The organism is Cupriavidus sp. CP313 (assembly GCF_054072015.1).
This window is the reverse complement of the sequence record NZ_JBSVZB010000015.1, coordinates 17,952-36,205: the sequence shown is the minus strand read 5'-3', so window position 1 is coordinate 36,205 and position 18,254 is coordinate 17,952. Positions and strand designations below refer to the sequence as shown.

Sequence of the window (18,254 nt, the reverse complement as noted above, 5' to 3'; positions counted from 1 at the left end):
ATCCATGATGGCTAGCCACCCTGCCGGCGCTCCGGTGCCTGAACCTGCCCCGGAGTTCGATTTTGTACTGTTCGGCGCCACCGGCGACCTGGCGCGGCGCAAGCTGCTGCCGGCGCTGTTCGATGCCCACGCCGCTGGCTCGCTGCATCCGCGCGGGCGCATCCTGGCACTCGGCAGCCAGCCGCTGTCGCATGACGCCTACCTGGCGATGCTCGACGACGAAGTGCTGCCAGCGCTGGCGGGCAACGCAGCGGCCGCAGCCTGGCAGGGTTTTCTCGACCGCATCGTGTACCTGCAGGTGGATGCCAACGCCGATGCCGGCTTCGATGCGCTGGCCGAGCTGGTCAATGCGCGCGCGGCGCCGGTGGTGGTCTTCTACCTGGCCACGGCCCCGCACCTGTTCGTCACCATCTGCGAGCAACTGGCGCGCGTGGGCCTGACCGGCCAGCGCAGCCGCATCGTGCTGGAAAAGCCGCTCGGGCACGACCTGGCCTCGTCCGAGGCCATCAACGCCGAAGTGGCGCGGCACTTTGCCGAGGACCAGATCTACCGGATCGACCACTACCTGGGCAAGGAGTCGGTGCAGAACCTGATGGCGGTGCGCTTTGGCAACGTACTGTTCGAGCCGCTGTGGCGGCGCGAATGGGTGCGCCAGGTGCAGATCACCATCGCCGAAGAGCTGGGCGTGGAGCGCCGCGGCAACTTCTACGACGGCATCGGCGCGCTGCGCGACATGGTGCAGAACCACCTGCTGCAGCTGCTGTGCATGGTCGCGATGGAGCCACCTACCAGCCTGTCGGAAGACGCCATCCGCGATGAGAAGCTGAAGATCCTGAAGGCGCTGCGGCCAATCCGGCCGGAAGACGTTGCCGAGAAGGTAGTGCGCGGGCAGTACGCCCGTGGCGCAGCGGGCGGCGACCCCGTGCCCGGCTATGCCAATGAGCCCGGCATCGCGCCCGACAGCCGCACCGAGACCTTCGTCGCCATCCGCGCCGAGATCGCCAACTGGCGCTGGGCCGGGGTGCCGTTCTACCTGCGCACCGGCAAGCGCATGCAGTCGCGCGTGGCGGAGATCGTGATCCATTTCCACGACGTGCCCTATCCGCTGTTCCCGCATCCGCTGGGGGTCATGTCCGGCAACCGGCTGGTGATCACGCTGCAGCCCGAGGAAAGCATCCGGCTGTACTTCCTGACCAAGCAACCGGGCGACACGCAGGCACTGATTCCCGCGTCCCTCGACCTTCAGCTGAACACTGCCGCCCCACGTGTACGGCGCGTGGGCGCGTACGAGCGCCTGCTGCTCGACGTGATCCGCGGCCGGCTGGGCCTGTTCGTGCGGCGCGACGAGCAGGTGCAGGCGTGGCGCTGGGTCGCGCCCATCCTGAAGACGTGGGAGAACTCCCCCACGCCGCCAAAGCCTTACACCGCCGGCACCTGGGGCCCGGCGGCCTCCAGCGCCCTGCTGTCGCGAGACGGCATGGCCTGGCATGAAGAGATGTAGCCCACGTACTGCGGAATATCTGAGATGACCACTTCCCTACCCGCCTGGCAAGCCCTGCGCGCGCACGCCGACACCCTGCGCGGCACCCATATGCGCGACTGGTTCGACGGCCCGCGCGGCCCGCTGCGCGCCGAGCGCTTCACCGCCGAAGCCTGCGGCCTGACGCTGGACTACGCCAAGAACCGCATCACCGACGAAACGCTGGCGTTGCTGTTCACCCTGGCGGGCCAGGCACGCGTGGCCGAGCGGCGCGACGCCATGTTCGGCGGCGAACCGGTCAACACCACCGAGCACCGCGCCGCACTGCACATCGCGCTGCGCGCCTATCCAGAGGACGGCTATCGCGCGCTCGGCGTGCCCGTTGGCGCAGACGTCGCCGCGGTGCTGGCGCAGATGGAGCGCTTTGCCGGCGCGGTGCGCAGTGGCGCCTGGACCGGGTCCGATGGCCGCACGATCACCGACATCGTCAATATCGGCATCGGCGGCTCGGACCTGGGCCCGCGCATGGTCTGCCGCGCCCTGGCAGATGCGCAGGCCGACGCGCAGACCACCGGCCCGCGCATGCACTTTGTCGCCAATGTCGACGGCAGCGATCTGGCACGCACGCTGTCCGGGCTGGATGCCGCCACCACGCTGGTGATCGTCTGCTCCAAGACCTTCACCACGCTGGAAACCATGGCCAACGCCTGCACCGCGCGCGACTGGTTCCTGCAGCAGGGCGTCACCCGTGCCGGGCTGGCGCGGCATTTCGTGGCGGTGTCGACCAACCGCGATGCGGTGGCCGACTTCGGTATCGACCCGGCCAATATGTTCCCGTTCTGGGACTGGGTGGGCGGACGCTTCTCGCTGTGGTCCGCGGTGGGGTTGTCGATCGCCGCGGCCATCGGCTTCGAGCGCTTCCGGCAATTGCTGGACGGCGCGCGCGCGATGGACCTGCATTTCGCCAGCGCACCGCCCGAGCGCAACCTGCCGATGATCCTGGGCCTGCTCGACGTCTGGTACCGCAGCTTCCTCGGTGCCGGCAGCCGCTGCGTGGCGCCCTACTGCGAGCCGCTGGAACTGCTGCCGGCCTTCCTGCAGCAACTGGAAATGGAAAGCAACGGGAAGTCCGTGCGGCTTGACGGCGGCGCGCTCGATGCGGGCTCGGCCGCGGTGGTGTGGGGCACCACCGGCACCAACGGCCAGCACGCCTACTTCCAGATGATGCACCAGGGCTCGCAGCTGGTTCCGGCAGACTTCATCGCCACGCTGGAACCAGTGAGCGACTTGCCCGGCCACCATACCAAGCTGCTGGCCAACTGCTTTGCACAGGGCGAAGCGCTGCTGCGCGGGCGCACCGCCGACGAAGTGCGCGCCGAAGGCGTGCGCGACGAAGCGCTGGTGCCGCACCTGGTATTCGAGGGCAACCGGCCCAGCAATACGCTGCTGCTGCAGCGGCTGGACCCGTACCACCTGGGCGCGCTGCTGGCGCTGTCGGAACACCGCACCTTCGTGCAGGGTGCGCTGTGGCAGATCAATTCCTTTGACCAGTGGGGCGTGGAACTCGGCAAGAAGCTGGCCGCGCCGATCCAGCGCGAACTGGAAGGCACGGCCGGCGCCGCCGCGCATGATGCCTCGACCGCCGCACTGATCCGCCGCGCCCAGGCAGTGCGGGCAACGGCCGCGGGCTGACCCGCAGCAGACAACACACGACAACACAGGAGACTCCGATGTCCACGCCCCTTCCCCGCTATGTCGTGTTCGGCGAAGCCCTGACCGACATGGTCCGCCAGGCCGACGGCAGCTGGCTGGGCCTGCCCGGCGGCTCATGCTGGAACGTGGCGCGCGTGGGCGCCCGGCTGGGCATTGCGACCGCCTTTGCGGGAGCCGTCAGCCAGGACCTGTTCGGCGATGACCTGGCCCAGGCCAGCGCTGACGCCGGCCTGGACAGCCGCTTCCTGCAGCGGGTGGCGCGCTCGCCGTTCCTGGCCTTTGTGGCCTCGCGCCATCCGCCGCAGTACTTCTTTGTCGGCGACGACAGCGCTGACCTGCATTTCGATCCGGCGCGCCTGCCGGCGGGTTGGCGGCAGGCCGCGCAGGTGGTCCATTTCGGCTCGATCAGCCTGGTGCGCCAGCCGCTGGCGGCACGGCTGTGCGAGGAGGCCACGCAGGCCGCGCGCGACGGCAAACGGATCGCCTTCGACCCCAACTACCGCGACCTGATGCGCACGCCCGGCTACCAGGAGGTGCTGGCCCATATGCTGGGACTGGCCACCTACCTCAAGATTTCCGATGAAGACCTGGCCGGGCTGTTCCCGGCGCTCGACACCAGCGCGGCGCTGGCGCGGGTACTGGCGATGGCGCCGGATGCCACCGTGATGCTGACGCGCGGCGCGCACGGCATGACTCTGCTCAAGGGCGGTGCCGCCTTCGAGCAGCCGGCGATGCGGGTGGATGTGGTCGATACCGTCGGCTGCGGCGACGCAGCGATGGGGGGCTGGATGGCCGGCGTGCTCGGCAATGCTCCCGATCTTGCCGCGCAGGCGCGCCTTGCCTCGGCTGCGGCAGCTGTCGCCGCGACCCGTGCCGGCGCGTATCCCCCGCTGCGGCAGGAAGTGGATGCGCTGCTGGCGGCTACGGCAGGAACGCCGGCGACAGCAGCCGCAGCCCGATCGTAAAGAAGCGCGCGCCGGTACCGCCGCCGAACACATTGCCGTAGGTGGTATCGACCTGCACGCGGTCCTGCACCACCCAGAAACGGAATCCCGCCTGGAATGACGGCTTGCCGCGGTTCTCGCCGAAGGTCTCGGCGATCAGGAACACGCGCGGGTGCAGTGCCGTCTCCGTGCCTACACCCCATGTCATGCGCGTCTGGTTGTTCTCTGTGTCGCGGTTGGCGCCCACGTTCAGATGCGCGACGAAGCGGTCGTCGGCAAACGAGACCGACACCGGCACGTTGAGATACAGGTTGCCGAACAGCTTGCGTTACTCGGCATTGGGATGATGGATAAGGCCGCCGGACAGCGCAATGCCATAACCGTTGGTCTCCAGCGCCTTCAGCAGCGTCTTGGCCTGGAACTGCACATTGGTGGCATCCAGCCCGCCATCGATCCGCTGCAGCGACCCGCCCAGCGTCAGCTCCAGGTTGCCGGTGGGATTGCACCCCGGCAGCGCCCAGAGCTCATTGCCGCCGGACTGGAACTGCATCCACGATTCCAGCTGGCAGGACTTGGGATCGACAATGCGGGCATCGTCGGTGATCAGCGGCCGGGCCGCAAGCGACGGCCGGCAGGCCGCGGCCACGAAGGCCACTGCGGCCAGACGCACGAAAAACTGGTGCCACACCATGGCAACCCTCCTGAGCAAACACCGCCACATGGCCGCCAACGATACGCGCAGGCCATGACAAGACATTGAAGGACAGGAAGGGAGGATCGGCACCGGCGGGCGCAGGCTTGCACCTGGCCGCGGGGGGCACTGCAGGACGCGACGACGGCACTGCAGCGAAAGACTGCAGTGGCTCAGCGCACCCCGGCGGCCCGGGAAACTTCCCTTCCGCGAGAATGACTGGGACAACTGTCCACGGATAACTCCGCTGGTAAGAACGGGGCGCAGTGTAACGGCAGGCCGGCGGCGCGGTCAACCCGAGCCATGCGCCACGCGCATGCATTCATGCGGAGATATCGCTACCGTCTGCGCCCCGCCTTCTCCTAACATCGGCTGCACCATCTGCCAGGCCGGCTTGAGACGACACCGGCCCTTGCCCCCGGCAGCTGCCACTGAGGAGGAACACAATGCAAAACAGCGCTGCGCCCACGAGCGCACCCTACACACCGGCAGCGCCTGCGGCGCCCGCCATCCAGCCCAGCCAGCGCCGCCGCGCCATCATCGCCACGGTGATCGGCAATGGCCTGGAGTGGTTCGATTTCACCGTTTACAGCTTCTTCGCGGTCATCATCGCGAAGCTGTTCTTCCCCACCGGCGACGACCTCAGTTCGCTGCTGCTGGCCGTGGCCACCTTCGGCGTGGGCTTCTTCATGCGCCCGGTGGGCGGCATCGTGCTGGGCGTCTACGCCGACCGCGTGGGCCGCAAGGCGGCGCTGTCGCTGACCATCCTGCTGATGGCGCTGGGCACTACGCTGATCGGCATTGCGCCGACCTATGACCAGATCGGCATCTTTGCCCCGCTGCTGATCGTGGTCGCGCGCCTGATGCAGGGCTTCTCCGCCGGCGGCGAGATGGGCGGCGCCACCGCCTTCCTGACTGAGTACGCCCCGGCGCGCCAGCGCGCCTACTACTCCAGCTGGATCCAGGCCAGCATCGGCATGGCCGTGCTGCTGGGCGCCGCGGTGGGCACCTTCGTCACCAGTTCGCTGAGCACCGAGGCGCTCAACAGCTGGGGCTGGCGCCTGCCGTTCCTGCTGGGCATCGTGATCGGCCCGGTGGGCTACTACATCCGCCACCACCTGGATGAAACCCCGACCTTCCGCGACAACGCCGAACGCGCCGATTCACCGCTGAAGGAAATCGTGCAAACCTACCCGCGCGAGACCCTGGCCAGCTTCTCGATGGTGATCCTGTGGACGGTGTGCACCTATGTGCTGCTGTTCTACATGCCGACCTACGCCGTCAAGGTGCTGAAGGTGCCGCAGGCCGACGGCTTTATCGCCGGCATGGCGGGCGGCTGCGCCATCATGGTGTTCGCGCCGCTGGTGGGCCTGCTGGCCGACCGCATCGGGCGGCGCGTGCTGCTGAGCGGCTCGGCGCTGCTGATCCTCGCGCTGGCCTGGCCGATGTTCGCCTTCATCAACCGTGTGCCCGGGCTGTCGTCGCTGCTGGTGTTCCAGCTCGTGTTCGGCGTGCTGATCGCCACCTACACCGGCCCGATCCTGGCGGCGTTCTCCGAACTGTTCCCGGCGCGCGTGCTGTCGACCGGCCTCTCGGTGGCCTACAACTTCGCGGTGACGATCTTCGGCGGCTTTGCCTCGTTCATCATCACCTGGCTGATCGCCACCACCGGCAGCAGCATGGCCCCGGCCATCTATGTGATGATCGCCGCCGCCATCAGCCTGGTCGGCACCCGCTTCGTGCGCGAACCTTCTTACCTGCAACAACGCTGACATGTCCCAGAACCCCCAGATCCTTTTCCACGGCGGCGATGTGCTCGAACCCGGCACGGGCGAGCTGCTGCGCGGCCACGACGTCCTGGTTGAAGGCGACCGGATTGCCGCGGTCGGCCCGGCCATCGATGCCCCCAACGCACAGCGCATCGACGCGCGCGGCAAGACCGTGATGCCCGGCCTGATCGACTGCCACGTGCATGTGCTGGCCTCGCTGGCCAACCTCGGCCTGAACGCGGTGCAGCCCAACGTGCTGGTGGCGATCCGCGCGCTGCCGATCATGCAGCGCATGCTGGAGCGCGGCTTCACCACCGTGCGCGATGCCGGCGGCGCCGACTTGGGCCTGTCGCAGGCGGTTGCCACCGGGCTGGTGCCGGGCCCGCGCATCTTTGCGTCGGGCAAGGCGCTGTCGCAGACCGGCGGCCATGGTGATTTCCGTCCGCGCTCGGATGTGCTGGAACCCTGTTCGTGCGCCTTCCGCGCCGGTGCCATCGCGCGCGTGGTGGATGGCGTCGATGCCGTGCGCCTGGCCGTGCGTGAAGAAATCCAGAAGGGCGCCAGCCAGATCAAGATCATGGCCTCGGGCGGCGTGGCCTCGCCCACCGACCCGATCGGCAACACCCAGTACAGCGAAGACGAGATCCGCGCGATCGTGGCCGAAGCCGAAGCCGCACAGACCTATGTGATGGCCCACGCCTACACCGGCCGCGCCATCACGCGCGCGGTGCGCTGCGGCGTGCGCACCATCGAGCACGGCAACCTGGTCGACCGCGCTGCCGCCGACGAGATGCGCAAGCACGGCGCCTTCGTGGTGCCGACGCTGGTCACCTACGACGCGCTCGCGCGCGACGGCGCCCGCCTGGGCCTGCCGGCCGACTCCGTGGCCAAGATCGAGACCGTGCGCCAGGCCGGCCGCGACTCGCTGCGCATCTATGCCGATGCCGGCGTGCCGATGGGCTATGGCTCGGACCTGCTGGGCGAGATGCACGACCACCAGTCCGAAGAGTTCCGCATCCGCGCCGAGCTGCTCGGCAACCTGGAAGCGATCCGCTCGGCCACCTCGATCGCGGCCGCCATCCTGCAGCGCGAAGGCGAGCTTGGCACCGTGCGCGCCGGCGCGCTGGCCGACCTGCTGCTGGTCGACGGCAACCCGCTGGCCGATATCGGCCTGATCGCCGGCCAGGGCGAGCGCCTGGGCGTGGTGATGCAGGCCGGCCGCATCCACCGCCGCGCCGGCTGATCCGGGCGGCGCGCCCCACCCGCTGGCCTCCATCTGGATTCACCGGCGGTCTATCATGGCGCCTTCTCTGACCGGAAGCCCCCATGCGCATTTCCCCGCTCCCGCCCCTGCCCAACCTGGTCGCGTTTGAAGCCGCGATGCGCCACGGCAGCTTCACCCGCGCCGCGGCCGAGCTGCACCTGACCCAAAGCGCGATCAGCCGCCAGGTGGCCCAGCTGGAACGCTTTCTCGGGCGCAAGCTCTTTATCCGCGAACCGCGCGCGCTGCGCCTGACCGTCAGCGGCCAGCGCTATGCCGAGGTGGTGCAGCGCCTGCTGGTGGGTTGTGCCGAAGCGACCGAAGACGTGATGAAGGTGCGCAGCCACACCGCCTTGACGGTGGCCTGCTCCAGCGGCGTGGCGGTGCTGTGGCTGACGCCGCGGCTGGCCTCGTTCCGCGAGGCGCACCCCGAGATCCAGCTGCGCCTGACCGTCAACGACAGCCTGGCGTCACTGTCGCCGGCGGAGTTCGATATCGGCATGTACTACCTGCGCGAGGGCCCGCCGCCCGGACTGGCGGCACGACGGCTGTATGGCGAGGAAGTGTTCCCGGTGTGCGCGCCGGGCTATCTGAACGGCCGCACGCTGGGCCCGGCCGCGCTGGCCAGTGAAACGCTGCTGATGCTCGACGACGGCCAGCGCCAGTGGATGTCCTGGCAGACCTGGCTGGCCAACCAGGGCCTGCCCGATGCCACGCTGCGCAACGTGCTGACCTCCAACCAGTACCCAATCCTGCTGCAGCTGGCCATGGAAGGCCAGGGCATCGTGCTGGGCTGGCGCCATATGATCGACGCCTGCCTGCGCGAAGGCCTGCTGGTGCGCGCCAGCGACGCCAGCGCCAGCCTGGGCGGCGGCTACTACGCGGTGTGGCCGCGCGACCGGATGGAACCGGCCGCGGCGCGCGCGTTCCGCAGCTGGCTGGTGCGGCAGGCGACGCCTGCACCAGCCTGATCCATCAGGAACCCGCCTTGTAGTTCGTATCCTTGACAATCTTGGCCCACCTTGCCGCATCCTCGGCAATGGTCGCGGCGAACTGTTCAGGGGTGCCACCCACCACCTCATAGTCGATCGCGGCCAGGCGCTGCTTGATTTCCGGCTGCGCCAGGATGCGGTTCACTTCCTGGTTCAGCCGCGTGACGATCTCCTTGGGCGTGCCGGCCGGTGCCAGCAGGCCTGCCCAGGAATTGAAGACCATGCCGTCATAGCCGGCCTCATGCATGGTCGGCACGTCCGGCAGCGCGGGCGAGCGCTTGGACGCGAACACCGCCAGCGGGCGCAGCTTGCCGGCCTTGATCATCGCCATGCCGTTGAACGGGTCGATGGTCATGTCGACCTCGCCCGCCACCACTGCCTGCATCTGCGGCCCGGTGCCGCGGTATGACACGCTGACAACGTCCGGCGTGCCCGCCGCGGACTTGAAGGTGGCGCCGATCAGCTCGATCATGCTGCTGCCGGCCGACAGGCTCAGCGGCTTGGTCTTGGACTTGGCCAGCGCCACGAACTCCTGCACGGTCTTGGCCGGCACCGACGGATGGACCACCATCACGAAGCCGATATTGCTGATCTGCGAGATCGGCGCAAAGCTCTTCAGCGGCTCATAGCCCGCCTTGTACAGCACCGGGCTGAGGGTCTGCGCGCCGGCGCTGTTCAGCAGCAGCGTGTAGCCGTCCGGCGCCGCGCGCGCCACGATGTCCGTGCCGATGATGCCGTTGGCGCCGGGGCGGTTTTCCACCACCACCGACTGCTTGAGCGCTTCGCCGAGCTTCTGCGAAATCAGCCGCGCCACCACGTCGGTGGCCCCGCCTGGCGCAAACGGCACCACCATGCGGATCGGCTTGCTGGGATAGGTGTCACTCCAGGCCAGCGCGGGCATCGCGCCCAGCACGGCGGCGCACAGCATCAGTCGGCGGCGCGAAAACGGCTTCATTCGGGTGTCTCCTGGACGGCGGTGGTCGAAATCCGGCGCCGGCACGGCGCTCCGCGCGTGCCGATATTCATATTTATGAATTGAATTTTACGCACATAAATTTCGACGTCAACCGAGGGTATGTGCGGACAGCCCTGCGGGGCGCATGCCTGAGGGCGTCGCAGCCCGGTCGTCATTGGGCCGACGCGAGGCTGAGGGAAAGCAGGGTTATCGAGAGACGATATCCTTCCTCATTGGCCCTAGCATGCCGAGCAACTCTTTCTGTTCCTGAGGCGGCACCTTGAATTTGGTGAGCGACTTCACCAGGTCTTCCACCAGCGCATCAAACTCGCCATTGGTGATTCCCATGCCGGCATGGGCGGTCTTCATGTCACGCCCGGAGTAAGTGCATGGCCCCCCTGCGCCAGCACAAATCTGTTCAACCAGTCTCGTCTTCAGACGCGGAATATTGGCCGTGGCGAACTTTGCATTGATGCGCGCGTCGGCAGCAACATTTCCAACAAAATCGTCGACGACCCCTGTAATTGCCTGGATGCCACCAAGCCGTTCGTATAACGAAGGCATGGTTGGCTTCGGCTTATCCGGCATGGCGCAACCGCCGAGTCCAATCAATGCGGCCAGCAGAACGCCGTACAGAGAAGGCGAAATGCGCATGGTTGTCTCCTCTTGTACGATTCGGATTCCGGACAGACTTGAAAAAAACTGGTGGCGCAATCTGCAATGATGAACTGCCGATGCCTGCTGACATGGGCGATTCCGCTGGTTCAGCATAGCAGAATGCCGGGCTTTTTCAGGGGCCTTCCGAGCAGCGAAATCCGCCGCTATCCGGTTGCTCGAAGGCGCGTCACAGCATTGATCGCTGGTCGGGATGGTTGGACGATTGCGTACCAATGTCCCACCCGATGCCCGATCCACGCCCAGATAGACGTCCGCGCGCGACTTGATGTACGACGCCTTCGACGCGGCTGCCGCGAACCCGCCGGGGCTACCATGGAATCGGCTGGCGATCGCGGAAGAAGCCCCCGGTGGGGCCATCGTCGGGCAGCGTTGCCAGCCAGATCACAGTGTCGATGCCCTGCTCCGGCGAGCGCGGCGCATCGGGGCCGCCCAGGTCGGTGCGACACCAGCCGGGGCACACCGAGTTGACCTTGACGCCGCTATCGGCCATTTCGGCGGCCAGGATGCGCGTGACGGCATTCAGCGCCGTTTTCGAGATTCGGTAGGCCGGCACGCCGCTGCCCATCTCCGCCAGCTGTCCCATGCCCGAAGCCAGGTTGACCACCCGGCCCGCGCGGCTGGCACGCAGCAGCGGCGCCAACGCCTGGGTGGTCCTCAGCACGCCGAACAGATTGGTTTCCAGGGTGCAGCGGAGCGTCTCGAGCGGTAGTTCGAGCAAGCTGGTGCTGTAGTGGTCGAGCGAAACACCAGCGTTGTTGACCAGCACGTCCACGCGACCGAAGCGTTCGGTCAGCCAGTTGGCCAGCGCGGCCGCCGAGCCTTCCACCGTGACGTCAAGGGGGCGGCATAAGATCGGATGACCCGCAAGCCGGAGCTCTGACTCCAGCCCCGCGAGGTCCGTCGGCTTGCGCGCCGTGGCGACGACCAGATGGCCTTCAACTGTGGCCAGACGGCGCGTGGCCGCGCGGCCCAAGCCGCGGCTCGCGCCAGTGATGACGGTAATGGGTTGGTTGACCATGCCTGAGTGTCCTCGCCGCTGGCGCAGATAATTATCTATACACCGTCGACTGCGACCTTGTGCCAGCGGATCCCCCGGATCCCGGTCTGACTTGGAACCGGGATGCCGGAACAAATGAGGACCAAATTGGTTCTAATTAGCAAATACTGGTGGCGACGATGCTCAGACTAAGCAAGCTGACTGACTATGGCACGGTGATCATGACGCACTTGGCGCGAAACCCGGGCCGAATCTACAGTGCGGCCGAGGTCGCCGCCGCGATCGGCGTGGCGGTACCGACGGCAAGCAAGATTCTGAAGACGCTGGCAAGGCACAACTTGCTGCAATCGTTGCGCGGCGCCAATGGCGGCTACCTGCTGGCGCGGTCGCCGGAACAGATCTCGATCGCACAGGTGATTGACGCCATGGAAGGCCCGGCTGGCATGACCGAGTGCAGTGTCGCTGCCGGCCTGTGTGCGCAGGAAGGCCTGTGCGCCATCCGCGCCAACTGGCAATCGATCAATCGAGTCATCTTTAGCGCACTGAATGGCGTGACGCTGGCAGATATGGCGCAACCGGTACTGCACCCGGTGGACATCGGCGCCTTGCACGCCCGACGCACAAACGGGCCGCAAGCAGACATTTTGTGATGCAGTTGACAGTGGCAAGCGAAGGCAGAACATGGCAACCCCGGCACGCAAGCTCGATGAACTGATCAGCCAAGGCTATAAGCATGGCTTCTACACGCCCGTGGAGACGGACACGGTGCCGTGCGGGCTGAATGAGGACGTGATCCGCATGATCTCGGCCATCAAGGGCGAGCCGGAATTCATGCGGGAGTGGCGTCTCAAGGCCTTCCGCCACTGGCTGACGATGTCCGAGCCGCACTGGGCGACGGTCAAGCACCCGCCCATCGACTACCAGGCGATCGCCTACTATTCAGCGCCGCACTCCCAGAAGGCGGGACCGACGACGCTGGACGAGGTCGATCCGGAGTTGCTGCGCACCTACGAAAAGCTGGGCGTGCCATTGCACGAGCGTGAACTGCTGGCAGGCGTGGCGGTGGACGCGGTATTCGACAGTGTCTCGGTGGCCACCACCTTCAAGCAGAAACTGGGCGAACTCGGCATCATCTTCTGCTCGTTTTCCGAGGCGGTGCGGGAGCATCCGGCGCTGGTGCAGCAGTATCTCGGCTCGGTCGTGCCCTATACCGACAACTTCTTCGCCACGCTTAACTCCGCCGTGTTCAGCGACGGCTCGTTCTGCTATATCCCGCCCGGGGTACGCTGCCCGATGGAGCTGTCGACCTACTTCCGCATCAATGCCCGCAACACCGGCCAGTTCGAGCGCACCCTGATCATCGCCGACCAGGGCGCTTACGTCAGCTATCTGGAGGGTTGCACCGCGCCAATGCGCGACGAGAACCAGCTGCATGCCGCGGTGGTGGAGCTGATCGCGCTGGAAGACGCACAGATCAAGTACGCGACCGTGCAGAACTGGTATCCGGGCGATAAGGACGGCAAGGGCGGCATCTACAACTTCGTCACCAAGCGCGGTGACTGCCGCGGCGCGCGCTCGAAGATTTCGTGGACCCAGGTGGAGACGGGCTCCGCCATCACCTGGAAGTATCCGAGCGTGATCCTGCAGGGCGACGACTCGGTCGGCGAGTTCCATTCAGTCGCGCTGACCAACCACTACCAGCAGGCCGACACGGGAACCAAGATGACCCACCTCGGCAGGAACACCAGGAGCACCATCCTTTCCAAGGGCATCTCGGCCGGCCACGGCCAGAACGCCTATCGCGGGCTGGTGAAGATAGCCAGGAGCGCGGTCGGCGCTCGCAACTACTCGCAGTGCGATTCGCTGCTGCTGGGCGACAAATGCGCCGCCCATACCTTCCCTTATATCGAGGTAAAGAACGCCACCGGCCAGGTCGAGCACGAGGCCTCCACCTCGCGCATCGGCGAGGACCAGTTGTTCTATTGCCAGAGCCGCGGGGTCAGCGCAGAGGATGCAGTCTCGATGATCGTGAACGGCTTCTGCAAGGAAGTATTCAAGGAGCTGCCGATGGAATTCGCGGTGGAAGCCCAGAAGCTGCTGGGCGTGAGCCTGGAAGGCAGTATCGGGTAAGGGTGGCGCCGCAGGGCGCATTGGATGAAAGAAGCCAGCCATGCTTGAGATTCGCAAGCTGCATGTCAGCGTAGACGACAAGCCCATCCTGCACGGCATCGACCTCGGCGTGAAGGCCGGCGAGGTGCACGCCATCATGGGCCCGAACGGTTCGGGCAAGAGCACCCTGGCCCACGTACTGGCCGGGCGCGACCGCTTTACCGTGACAGAGGGCGAAGTCCTCTACGATGGCACCAACCTGCTTGGCATGCCGCCGGAAGAGCGCGCCCGCGCGGGCATCTTCCTCGCCTTCCAGTATCCGGTGGAAATCCCCGGCGTCTCCAATATCTACCTGCTCAAGGCGGGGCTCAACGCGATCCGCAAGCACCGCGGCCAGCCAGAGCTGGACGCCATGGATTTTCTCGCCCTGGTCAAGGACAAGCTCCAGCTCATGGAAATGGACCAGGACCTGCTTTACCGATCGGTGAACGAGGGCTTCTCCGGCGGCGAGAAGAAGCGCAACGAGATCCTGCAGATGGCGGTGCTGGAGCCGCGGCTCGCCATTCTCGACGAGACTGACTCGGGCCTCGACATCGACGCGCTCAAGATCGTCGCCAGGGGCATCGAGGCCATGCGCAGCCCGCAACGCGCCATTGTGCTGGTCACGCACTACCAGCGCCTGCTCGACTACATCGTGCCGGATCAGGTTCACGTGCTTGCGCAAGGCCGCATCGCCAGGTCCGGCGGGCCCGAACTGGCGCGCGAGCTGGAGCGGCACGGCTATGCCGGGATGGAGGCTTCAACATGAGCGCAAGCGGACTGGAGCACTATCTCGCCGAGTTCGCCCGCGTCGAGGCCGCACTGCCGGGCCGCCGCCTGGGCTGGCTTGCGCACGCACGCCGGCAGGCGCTGGATCATTTCGCCCAGGCCGGGTTCCCCACGCTGCGCCAGGAGGACTGGAAATACACCAGCGTGGCCGCACTCGAGCGAAGCCGCTTTGCCGTGGCACTGCCGCAGGCCGGCGACGGCCTGGACGCTGCGGTGGCAGCACGGATTGAGGCGCTCGCCCTGGCCGGCGCGCACCTGCTGGTATTCGTCAATGGCGCACACCAGCCGCAATGGTCGCGCATCGGCGCCCTGCCTGCGGGGATGGAGCTGGCCAGCCTCGCCGCGACGCTGGAGCGCGCGCCGGACTGCCTGGAAGCGCTGCTCCTGCGTCGCGCAAGCGACTACCCGTCCGGCTTTGCGTCCGGTTTCGCCGCCTTGAACATGGCGTTCATGACCGACGGTGCCTATATCCGCGTGCCGGCAGGCACCGTCCCCGAACAGCCGATCCACTTGCTGTTCCTCGCCACGGCTGGCGAGCTGGCAACCCATGCGCGCAACCTCGTGGTGGCGCAAGCCGGCAGCCAGGTCTGCATCGTGGAGCACCACGCGGGCCTGGATGGCCTGGGCTATTGCACCAATACCATCACTGACATCGTTGCCGAGCGCGATGCGCAGGTCGAACATCACAAGCTGCAGCAGGAGAGCCTCAAGGCCTTCCATATCGCCGGCGTGAACCTGGACCAGCAGCAGGGTAGCCGCTGCGCCTCCAGTTCCTTCGCCCTGGGCGGCGCCCTGGCGCGGGTCGACATCGAAGTCGGGCTGAATGCCGAGCATACCGAGTGCTCGCTGGACGGGCTGTATATGACCGCCGGGCGGCAGCATATCGACCACCACACCCGCATCGACCACGCCAGCCCGCACAGCAAGAGTCGCGAGTTCTATAAGGGCGTGCTGGCGGGCGCCTCGCGCGCCGTCTTCAATGGCAAGGTGGTGGTGCATGCCGATGCCCAGCACAGCGATGCCCACCAGTCCAACCGCAACCTGCTGCTGTCCGACAACGCCGAGGTCGACACCAAGCCGCAACTGGAGATCTATGCCGACGACGTCAAATGCAGCCACGGCGCCACCGTAGGCCAGCTCGATCCCGAGCAGATCTACTACCTGCGCTCGCGCGGGATGGACGATGCCGCGGCGCGTGCCCTGCTGACCTTTGCCTTCGCCGAGGAGATCGTCAGACGGCTCGGCCCTGCCCCATTGCGCACGCGGCTGGAAGCGCTCCTGCGCGGCCGGCTGCCGGAGCCCGTGAAGGAGCTGCCATGAACACGGCTGCGCATGAACTGATGGCCGTAGAGCGCGCGTTGCCGGTCGCCAGCCTGGAGGTAGAGCGGCTGCGGCAGGATTTCCCCATCCTGCGCCAGACCGTCAACGGTAAGCCGCTGGTCTATCTGGACAACGCCGCCACCACCCAGAAGCCGCAAAGCGTGATCAATTCCGAAGCACGTTACTACAGCGCGCTCAACGCCAATATCCACCGCGGCGTGCACACCCTGAGCCAGCGCGCCACGGATGCCTACGAGGCCGCGCGCGACGCGGTGCGAGACTTGATCAACGCGGCCAGGCGCGAGGAAATCGTATTCGTGCGCGGTACCACCGAGGCGATCAACCTGGTGGCGGCAACTTTCGGCCAGCGCCTGCGCCCGGGCGACGAGATCCTGATCAGCGCGATGGAGCACCACTCCAATATCGTGCCGTGGCAACTGGCGTGCCAGCGCACCGGCGCCTTGCTGCAGGTGGCGCCGATCAACGATGCCGGCGAGCTGATGCTGGAGCAGTTCGCGCGATTGCTCGGCCCCCGCACCAGGCTGGTCGCGCTGACGCACCTCTCCAACGCGCTTGGCACCGTCAACCCGGTGCGACACATCATCGAGCTGGCGCATGCCCATGGCATCCCGGTGCTGATCGACGGCGCCCAGGCCGTGCCGCACCTCAAGGTCGACGTACAGGCCCTCGATTGCGATTTCTACGCGTTCTCCGGGCACAAGCTTTACGGCCCCACCGGCGTCGGCGTGCTCTACGGCAAGGCCGCGCTGCTCGATGCCATGCCGCCTTACCAGGGCGGCGGGGACATGATTCGCGAGGTCACGTTCAGCAAGACCACATACAACGAGCTTCCCTACAAGTTCGAGGCCGGCACCCCCAATATCGCCGGCGTCATTGCCCTTGGCGCCGCCATCGGGTATGTGCGCGCGGTCGGCCTGGAAGCCATCGCCGCCCACGAGCACGCGCTGCTCGCCTACGCCAGTGCGCAGGCAGCGAAGATCGCCGGCCTGCGCATGATCGGCACGGCTGCCGACAGGGCGAGCATCCTCTCGTTCACCCTGGACGGCATCCATCCCCACGATGTCGGCACCATCCTCGATCAGCACGGCGTGGCGGTCCGTGCCGGCCACCATTGCGCCATGCCGGTGATGGAGCGCTTCGGCGTGCCTGCCACGGTGCGCGCTTCTTTCGCGCTGTACAACACGCGTGAAGAAGTGGATGCACTGTTTGCTGCCGTGCGCGCGGCACAGGAGGTATTCGCCTGATGTCTGACCTGCGCAACCTCTACCAGGAAGTGGTCGTCGACCACAGCCGCTCGCCGCGCAATTTCGGGCGGCTGGCGGCAGCGAACCGCAGCGCCGACGGCTTCAACCCGCTGTGCGGCGACCGGCTGACGCTGTACCTGAGAATCCGCGACGGGGTGATCGAGGACGCCAGCTTCGAGGGCTCGGGCTGCGCCATCTCCACCGCCTCAGCCTCGCTGATGACAGAAGCGCTCAAGGGCAAGACCGAGGCACAGGCGCGGGCCTTGTTCTCCGGCTTCCACGCGCTGGTGACCGGAGCGCCGGGGCAGTCCGAGGTGCCGATGGGAAAGCTGGAGGTCCTGGCCGGCGTGCGCGAGTTCCCGGCACGCGTGAAGTGCGCCACCCTGGCCTGGCATACCATGCAAGCCGCTTTGGAGAACAGCGCCAGGCCGGTCTCAACGGAGTAAAACCATGAGCATGATCGATTGGCTGCACAAGGCCAAGGAACACGAAGACAGGTTCGAGGCTGAGCCGGACAGCCTCGAGGGGCGGGTGATAGCGGCCTTGCGCACCGTGTACGACCCCGAGATCCCGGTCAACATCTACGACCTTGGCCTGATCTACCAGTTATCGGTGGACGAAGCCAGCGGCAAGGTGGGCATCCGCATGACGCTGACCGCGCCGGGCTGCCCGGTGGCGCAGACCTTCCCCGGCGTGGTGGAGGGCGCCGTGATGGAAGCCAGCGGGGTGGAAGAAGTCGAGGTTGAACTGGTGTGGGACCCGCCCTGGTCGAGAGAGAGAATGAGCGAGGCGGCGCGCTTGGAACTGGGGCTGCTCTGATATGAGTGAGTGGATCGATGTCGCCCAAACCGACGAGTTCGCCCCCGGCACTTGCCGCAGCGTCGATGTCGATGGCGTCCAGGTCGCGGTATTCAATGTGGGGGGCAATTACTACGCCATCGAGGACCTCTGCTCGCACGAGGCCGAGCCACTCTGCGGCGGCGACGTGGAAGGCCAGGAAGTCGTCTGCCCGCGCCACGGCTCGCGCTTTTCCCTGCTGACGGGCGAGGCGCTGTCCCCGCCCGCCTACGAGCCGGTGGCAACGTTTCCGGTCCGGGTGGAGGACGGCATGGTGCAGGTCAGGGACGAGCGCGGGGAATAGGCGGCCGCGCTGTGAGCATTCCCCCCGCGCAGCACATCCATACACCCGGGGTCGGTGCAAGATCAGTCACTTAGTCTGGAGCAGTCTGGACGCACTGTCACCAGGCAGCAG

Annotated in this window: 19 protein-coding genes; 14 read left to right on the top strand and 5 right to left on the bottom strand. The window is 66.7% G+C overall.

The features are described 5' to 3' along the window. Window positions 1–4 precede the first annotated feature (4 nt). The 3 genes from zwf to ACW4E8_RS20390 are packed head-to-tail and all read left to right on the top strand — an operon-like array spanning window position 5 to window position 4,158. The gene (gene zwf, locus ACW4E8_RS20400; protein WP_456806190.1) at window positions 5–1,501 is read left to right on the top strand and encodes a glucose-6-phosphate dehydrogenase; all 1,497 of its coding nucleotides are present in this window, start codon (window positions 5–7) and stop codon (window positions 1,499–1,501) included. Window positions 1,502–1,525: 24 nt separating this feature from the next. Next, window positions 1,526–3,172, top strand: coding sequence for a glucose-6-phosphate isomerase (pgi, locus tag ACW4E8_RS20395; protein ID WP_456806189.1), 1,647 nt, complete (start codon window positions 1,526–1,528; stop codon window positions 3,170–3,172). A 38-nt stretch (window positions 3,173–3,210) separates the two neighbouring features. Next, window positions 3,211–4,158, top strand: coding sequence for a carbohydrate kinase family protein (locus tag ACW4E8_RS20390; protein WP_456806188.1), 948 nt, complete (start codon window positions 3,211–3,213; stop codon window positions 4,156–4,158). Here ACW4E8_RS20390 and ACW4E8_RS20385 read toward each other — a convergent pair. Together ACW4E8_RS20385 and ACW4E8_RS20380 are read right to left on the bottom strand one after the other, a co-directional pair. Beyond that, window positions 4,115–4,435, bottom strand: a complete 321-nt coding sequence (locus ACW4E8_RS20385; RefSeq protein WP_456806187.1) for a hypothetical protein — start codon at window positions 4,433–4,435, stop codon at window positions 4,115–4,117. The two genes, ACW4E8_RS20390 and ACW4E8_RS20385, sit on opposite strands and share 44 nt — an antisense overlap. A gap of 30 nt (window positions 4,436–4,465) precedes the next feature. Then, window positions 4,466–4,828: a hypothetical protein gene (locus ACW4E8_RS20380; protein ID WP_456806186.1), complete on the bottom strand. Its 363-nt coding sequence runs from the start codon at window positions 4,826–4,828 to the stop codon at window positions 4,466–4,468. 446 nt (window positions 4,829–5,274) lie between these two features. Here ACW4E8_RS20380 and ACW4E8_RS20375 point away from each other — a divergent pair, with 446 nt between their 5' ends. The 3 genes from ACW4E8_RS20375 to ACW4E8_RS20365 all read left to right on the top strand — a co-directional run bounded on the left by ACW4E8_RS20375 (window position 5,275) and on the right by ACW4E8_RS20365 (window position 8,829). Beyond that, complete coding sequence (locus ACW4E8_RS20375; RefSeq protein ID WP_456806185.1) at window positions 5,275–6,600, top strand: MFS transporter; 1,326 nt, start codon at window positions 5,275–5,277, stop codon at window positions 6,598–6,600. 1 nt (window position 6,601) lies between these two features. After that, window positions 6,602–7,840, top strand: coding sequence for an amidohydrolase family protein (locus tag ACW4E8_RS20370; RefSeq protein ID WP_456806184.1), 1,239 nt, complete (start codon window positions 6,602–6,604; stop codon window positions 7,838–7,840). An 83-nt stretch (window positions 7,841–7,923) separates the two neighbouring features. Further along, the gene (locus tag ACW4E8_RS20365; RefSeq protein WP_456806183.1) at window positions 7,924–8,829 is read left to right on the top strand and encodes a LysR substrate-binding domain-containing protein; all 906 of its coding nucleotides are present in this window, start codon (window positions 7,924–7,926) and stop codon (window positions 8,827–8,829) included. Window positions 8,830–8,833: 4 nt separating this feature from the next. On the opposite strand, the gene ACW4E8_RS20360 is transcribed toward ACW4E8_RS20365, so the two are convergent. The 3 genes from ACW4E8_RS20360 to ACW4E8_RS20350 form a co-directional block, all read right to left on the bottom strand. Further along, complete coding sequence (locus ACW4E8_RS20360) at window positions 8,834–9,805, bottom strand: Bug family tripartite tricarboxylate transporter substrate binding protein (protein ID WP_456806182.1); 972 nt, start codon at window positions 9,803–9,805, stop codon at window positions 8,834–8,836. Between the two features lie 207 nt (window positions 9,806–10,012). Beyond that, complete coding sequence (locus ACW4E8_RS20355; RefSeq protein ID WP_456806181.1) at window positions 10,013–10,459, bottom strand: group I truncated hemoglobin; 447 nt, start codon at window positions 10,457–10,459, stop codon at window positions 10,013–10,015. 331 nt (window positions 10,460–10,790) lie between these two features. After that, window positions 10,791–11,501, bottom strand: a complete 711-nt coding sequence (locus tag ACW4E8_RS20350) for an SDR family oxidoreductase (protein WP_456806180.1) — start codon at window positions 11,499–11,501, stop codon at window positions 10,791–10,793. 158 nt (window positions 11,502–11,659) lie between these two features. Between ACW4E8_RS20350 and ACW4E8_RS20345 the strand changes: the two genes are divergently transcribed. From ACW4E8_RS20345 to ACW4E8_RS20310, 8 genes are read left to right on the top strand one after another with little or no spacing between them, the layout of a single operon-like run. Next, window positions 11,660–12,130 carry an SUF system Fe-S cluster assembly regulator gene (locus ACW4E8_RS20345; RefSeq protein WP_456806304.1) on the top strand — a complete coding sequence of 157 codons (471 nt, stop codon included), beginning with the start codon at window positions 11,660–11,662 and terminating at the stop codon, window positions 12,128–12,130. Window positions 12,131–12,161: 31 nt separating this feature from the next. Next, window positions 12,162–13,610, top strand: a complete 1,449-nt coding sequence (sufB, locus tag ACW4E8_RS20340; RefSeq protein WP_456806179.1) for a Fe-S cluster assembly protein SufB — start codon at window positions 12,162–12,164, stop codon at window positions 13,608–13,610. Window positions 13,611–13,650: 40 nt separating this feature from the next. Next, window positions 13,651–14,397, top strand: a complete 747-nt coding sequence (gene sufC, locus ACW4E8_RS20335; protein ID WP_456806178.1) for a Fe-S cluster assembly ATPase SufC — start codon at window positions 13,651–13,653, stop codon at window positions 14,395–14,397. Further along, the gene (gene sufD / locus ACW4E8_RS20330) at window positions 14,394–15,737 is read left to right on the top strand and encodes a Fe-S cluster assembly protein SufD (RefSeq protein ID WP_456806177.1); all 1,344 of its coding nucleotides are present in this window, start codon (window positions 14,394–14,396) and stop codon (window positions 15,735–15,737) included. Before sufC ends, sufD begins: the two co-directional genes overlap by 4 nt. Then, window positions 15,734–17,002, top strand: a complete 1,269-nt coding sequence (locus ACW4E8_RS20325) for a SufS family cysteine desulfurase (RefSeq protein WP_456806176.1) — start codon at window positions 15,734–15,736, stop codon at window positions 17,000–17,002. Before sufD ends, ACW4E8_RS20325 begins: the two co-directional genes overlap by 4 nt. Beyond that, window positions 17,002–17,448 carry a Fe-S cluster assembly sulfur transfer protein SufU gene (gene sufU, locus ACW4E8_RS20320; RefSeq protein ID WP_456806175.1) on the top strand — a complete coding sequence of 149 codons (447 nt, stop codon included), beginning with the start codon at window positions 17,002–17,004 and terminating at the stop codon, window positions 17,446–17,448. Before ACW4E8_RS20325 ends, sufU begins: the two co-directional genes overlap by 1 nt. A 4-nt stretch (window positions 17,449–17,452) precedes the next feature. After that, window positions 17,453–17,821: an SUF system Fe-S cluster assembly protein gene (locus tag ACW4E8_RS20315; protein WP_456806174.1), complete on the top strand. Its 369-nt coding sequence runs from the start codon at window positions 17,453–17,455 to the stop codon at window positions 17,819–17,821. A gap of 1 nt (window position 17,822) precedes the next feature. After that, window positions 17,823–18,143, top strand: a complete 321-nt coding sequence (locus tag ACW4E8_RS20310) for a non-heme iron oxygenase ferredoxin subunit (RefSeq protein WP_456806173.1) — start codon at window positions 17,823–17,825, stop codon at window positions 18,141–18,143. Window positions 18,144–18,254: the final 111 nt, after the last annotated feature.

Excerpts from the sequence above, each read along its gene's own strand:
- ACW4E8_RS20360 (WP_456806182.1), bottom strand. The coding sequence starts at position 9,805 with ATGAAGCCGTTTTCGCGCCGCCGACTGATGCTGTGCGCCGCCGTGCTG.
- ACW4E8_RS20315 (WP_456806174.1), top strand. The coding sequence starts at position 17,453 with ATGAGCATGATCGATTGGCTGCACAAGGCCAAGGAACACGAAGACAGG.
- ACW4E8_RS20390 (WP_456806188.1), top strand. The coding sequence starts at position 3,211 with ATGTCCACGCCCCTTCCCCGCTATGTCGTGTTCGGCGAAGCCCTGACC.
- ACW4E8_RS20325 (WP_456806176.1), top strand. The coding sequence starts at position 15,734 with ATGAACACGGCTGCGCATGAACTGATGGCCGTAGAGCGCGCGTTGCCG.
- ACW4E8_RS20365 (WP_456806183.1), top strand. The coding sequence starts at position 7,924 with ATGCGCATTTCCCCGCTCCCGCCCCTGCCCAACCTGGTCGCGTTTGAA.
- ACW4E8_RS20350 (WP_456806180.1), bottom strand. The coding sequence starts at position 11,501 with ATGGTCAACCAACCCATTACCGTCATCACTGGCGCGAGCCGCGGCTTG.
- ACW4E8_RS20345 (WP_456806304.1), top strand. The coding sequence starts at position 11,660 with ATGCTCAGACTAAGCAAGCTGACTGACTATGGCACGGTGATCATGACG.
- ACW4E8_RS20310 (WP_456806173.1), top strand. The coding sequence starts at position 17,823 with ATGAGTGAGTGGATCGATGTCGCCCAAACCGACGAGTTCGCCCCCGGC.
- pgi (WP_456806189.1), top strand. The coding sequence starts at position 1,526 with ATGACCACTTCCCTACCCGCCTGGCAAGCCCTGCGCGCGCACGCCGAC.
- ACW4E8_RS20375 (WP_456806185.1), top strand. The coding sequence starts at position 5,275 with ATGCAAAACAGCGCTGCGCCCACGAGCGCACCCTACACACCGGCAGCG.
- ACW4E8_RS20355 (WP_456806181.1), bottom strand. The coding sequence starts at position 10,459 with ATGCGCATTTCGCCTTCTCTGTACGGCGTTCTGCTGGCCGCATTGATT.
- sufD (WP_456806177.1), top strand. The coding sequence starts at position 14,394 with ATGAGCGCAAGCGGACTGGAGCACTATCTCGCCGAGTTCGCCCGCGTC.
- sufB (WP_456806179.1), top strand. The coding sequence starts at position 12,162 with ATGGCAACCCCGGCACGCAAGCTCGATGAACTGATCAGCCAAGGCTAT.
- zwf (WP_456806190.1), top strand. The coding sequence starts at position 5 with ATGATGGCTAGCCACCCTGCCGGCGCTCCGGTGCCTGAACCTGCCCCG.
- sufC (WP_456806178.1), top strand. The coding sequence starts at position 13,651 with ATGCTTGAGATTCGCAAGCTGCATGTCAGCGTAGACGACAAGCCCATC.
- ACW4E8_RS20380 (WP_456806186.1), bottom strand. The coding sequence starts at position 4,828 with ATGGTGTGGCACCAGTTTTTCGTGCGTCTGGCCGCAGTGGCCTTCGTG.
- ACW4E8_RS20370 (WP_456806184.1), top strand. The coding sequence starts at position 6,602 with ATGTCCCAGAACCCCCAGATCCTTTTCCACGGCGGCGATGTGCTCGAA.
- sufU (WP_456806175.1), top strand. The coding sequence starts at position 17,002 with ATGTCTGACCTGCGCAACCTCTACCAGGAAGTGGTCGTCGACCACAGC.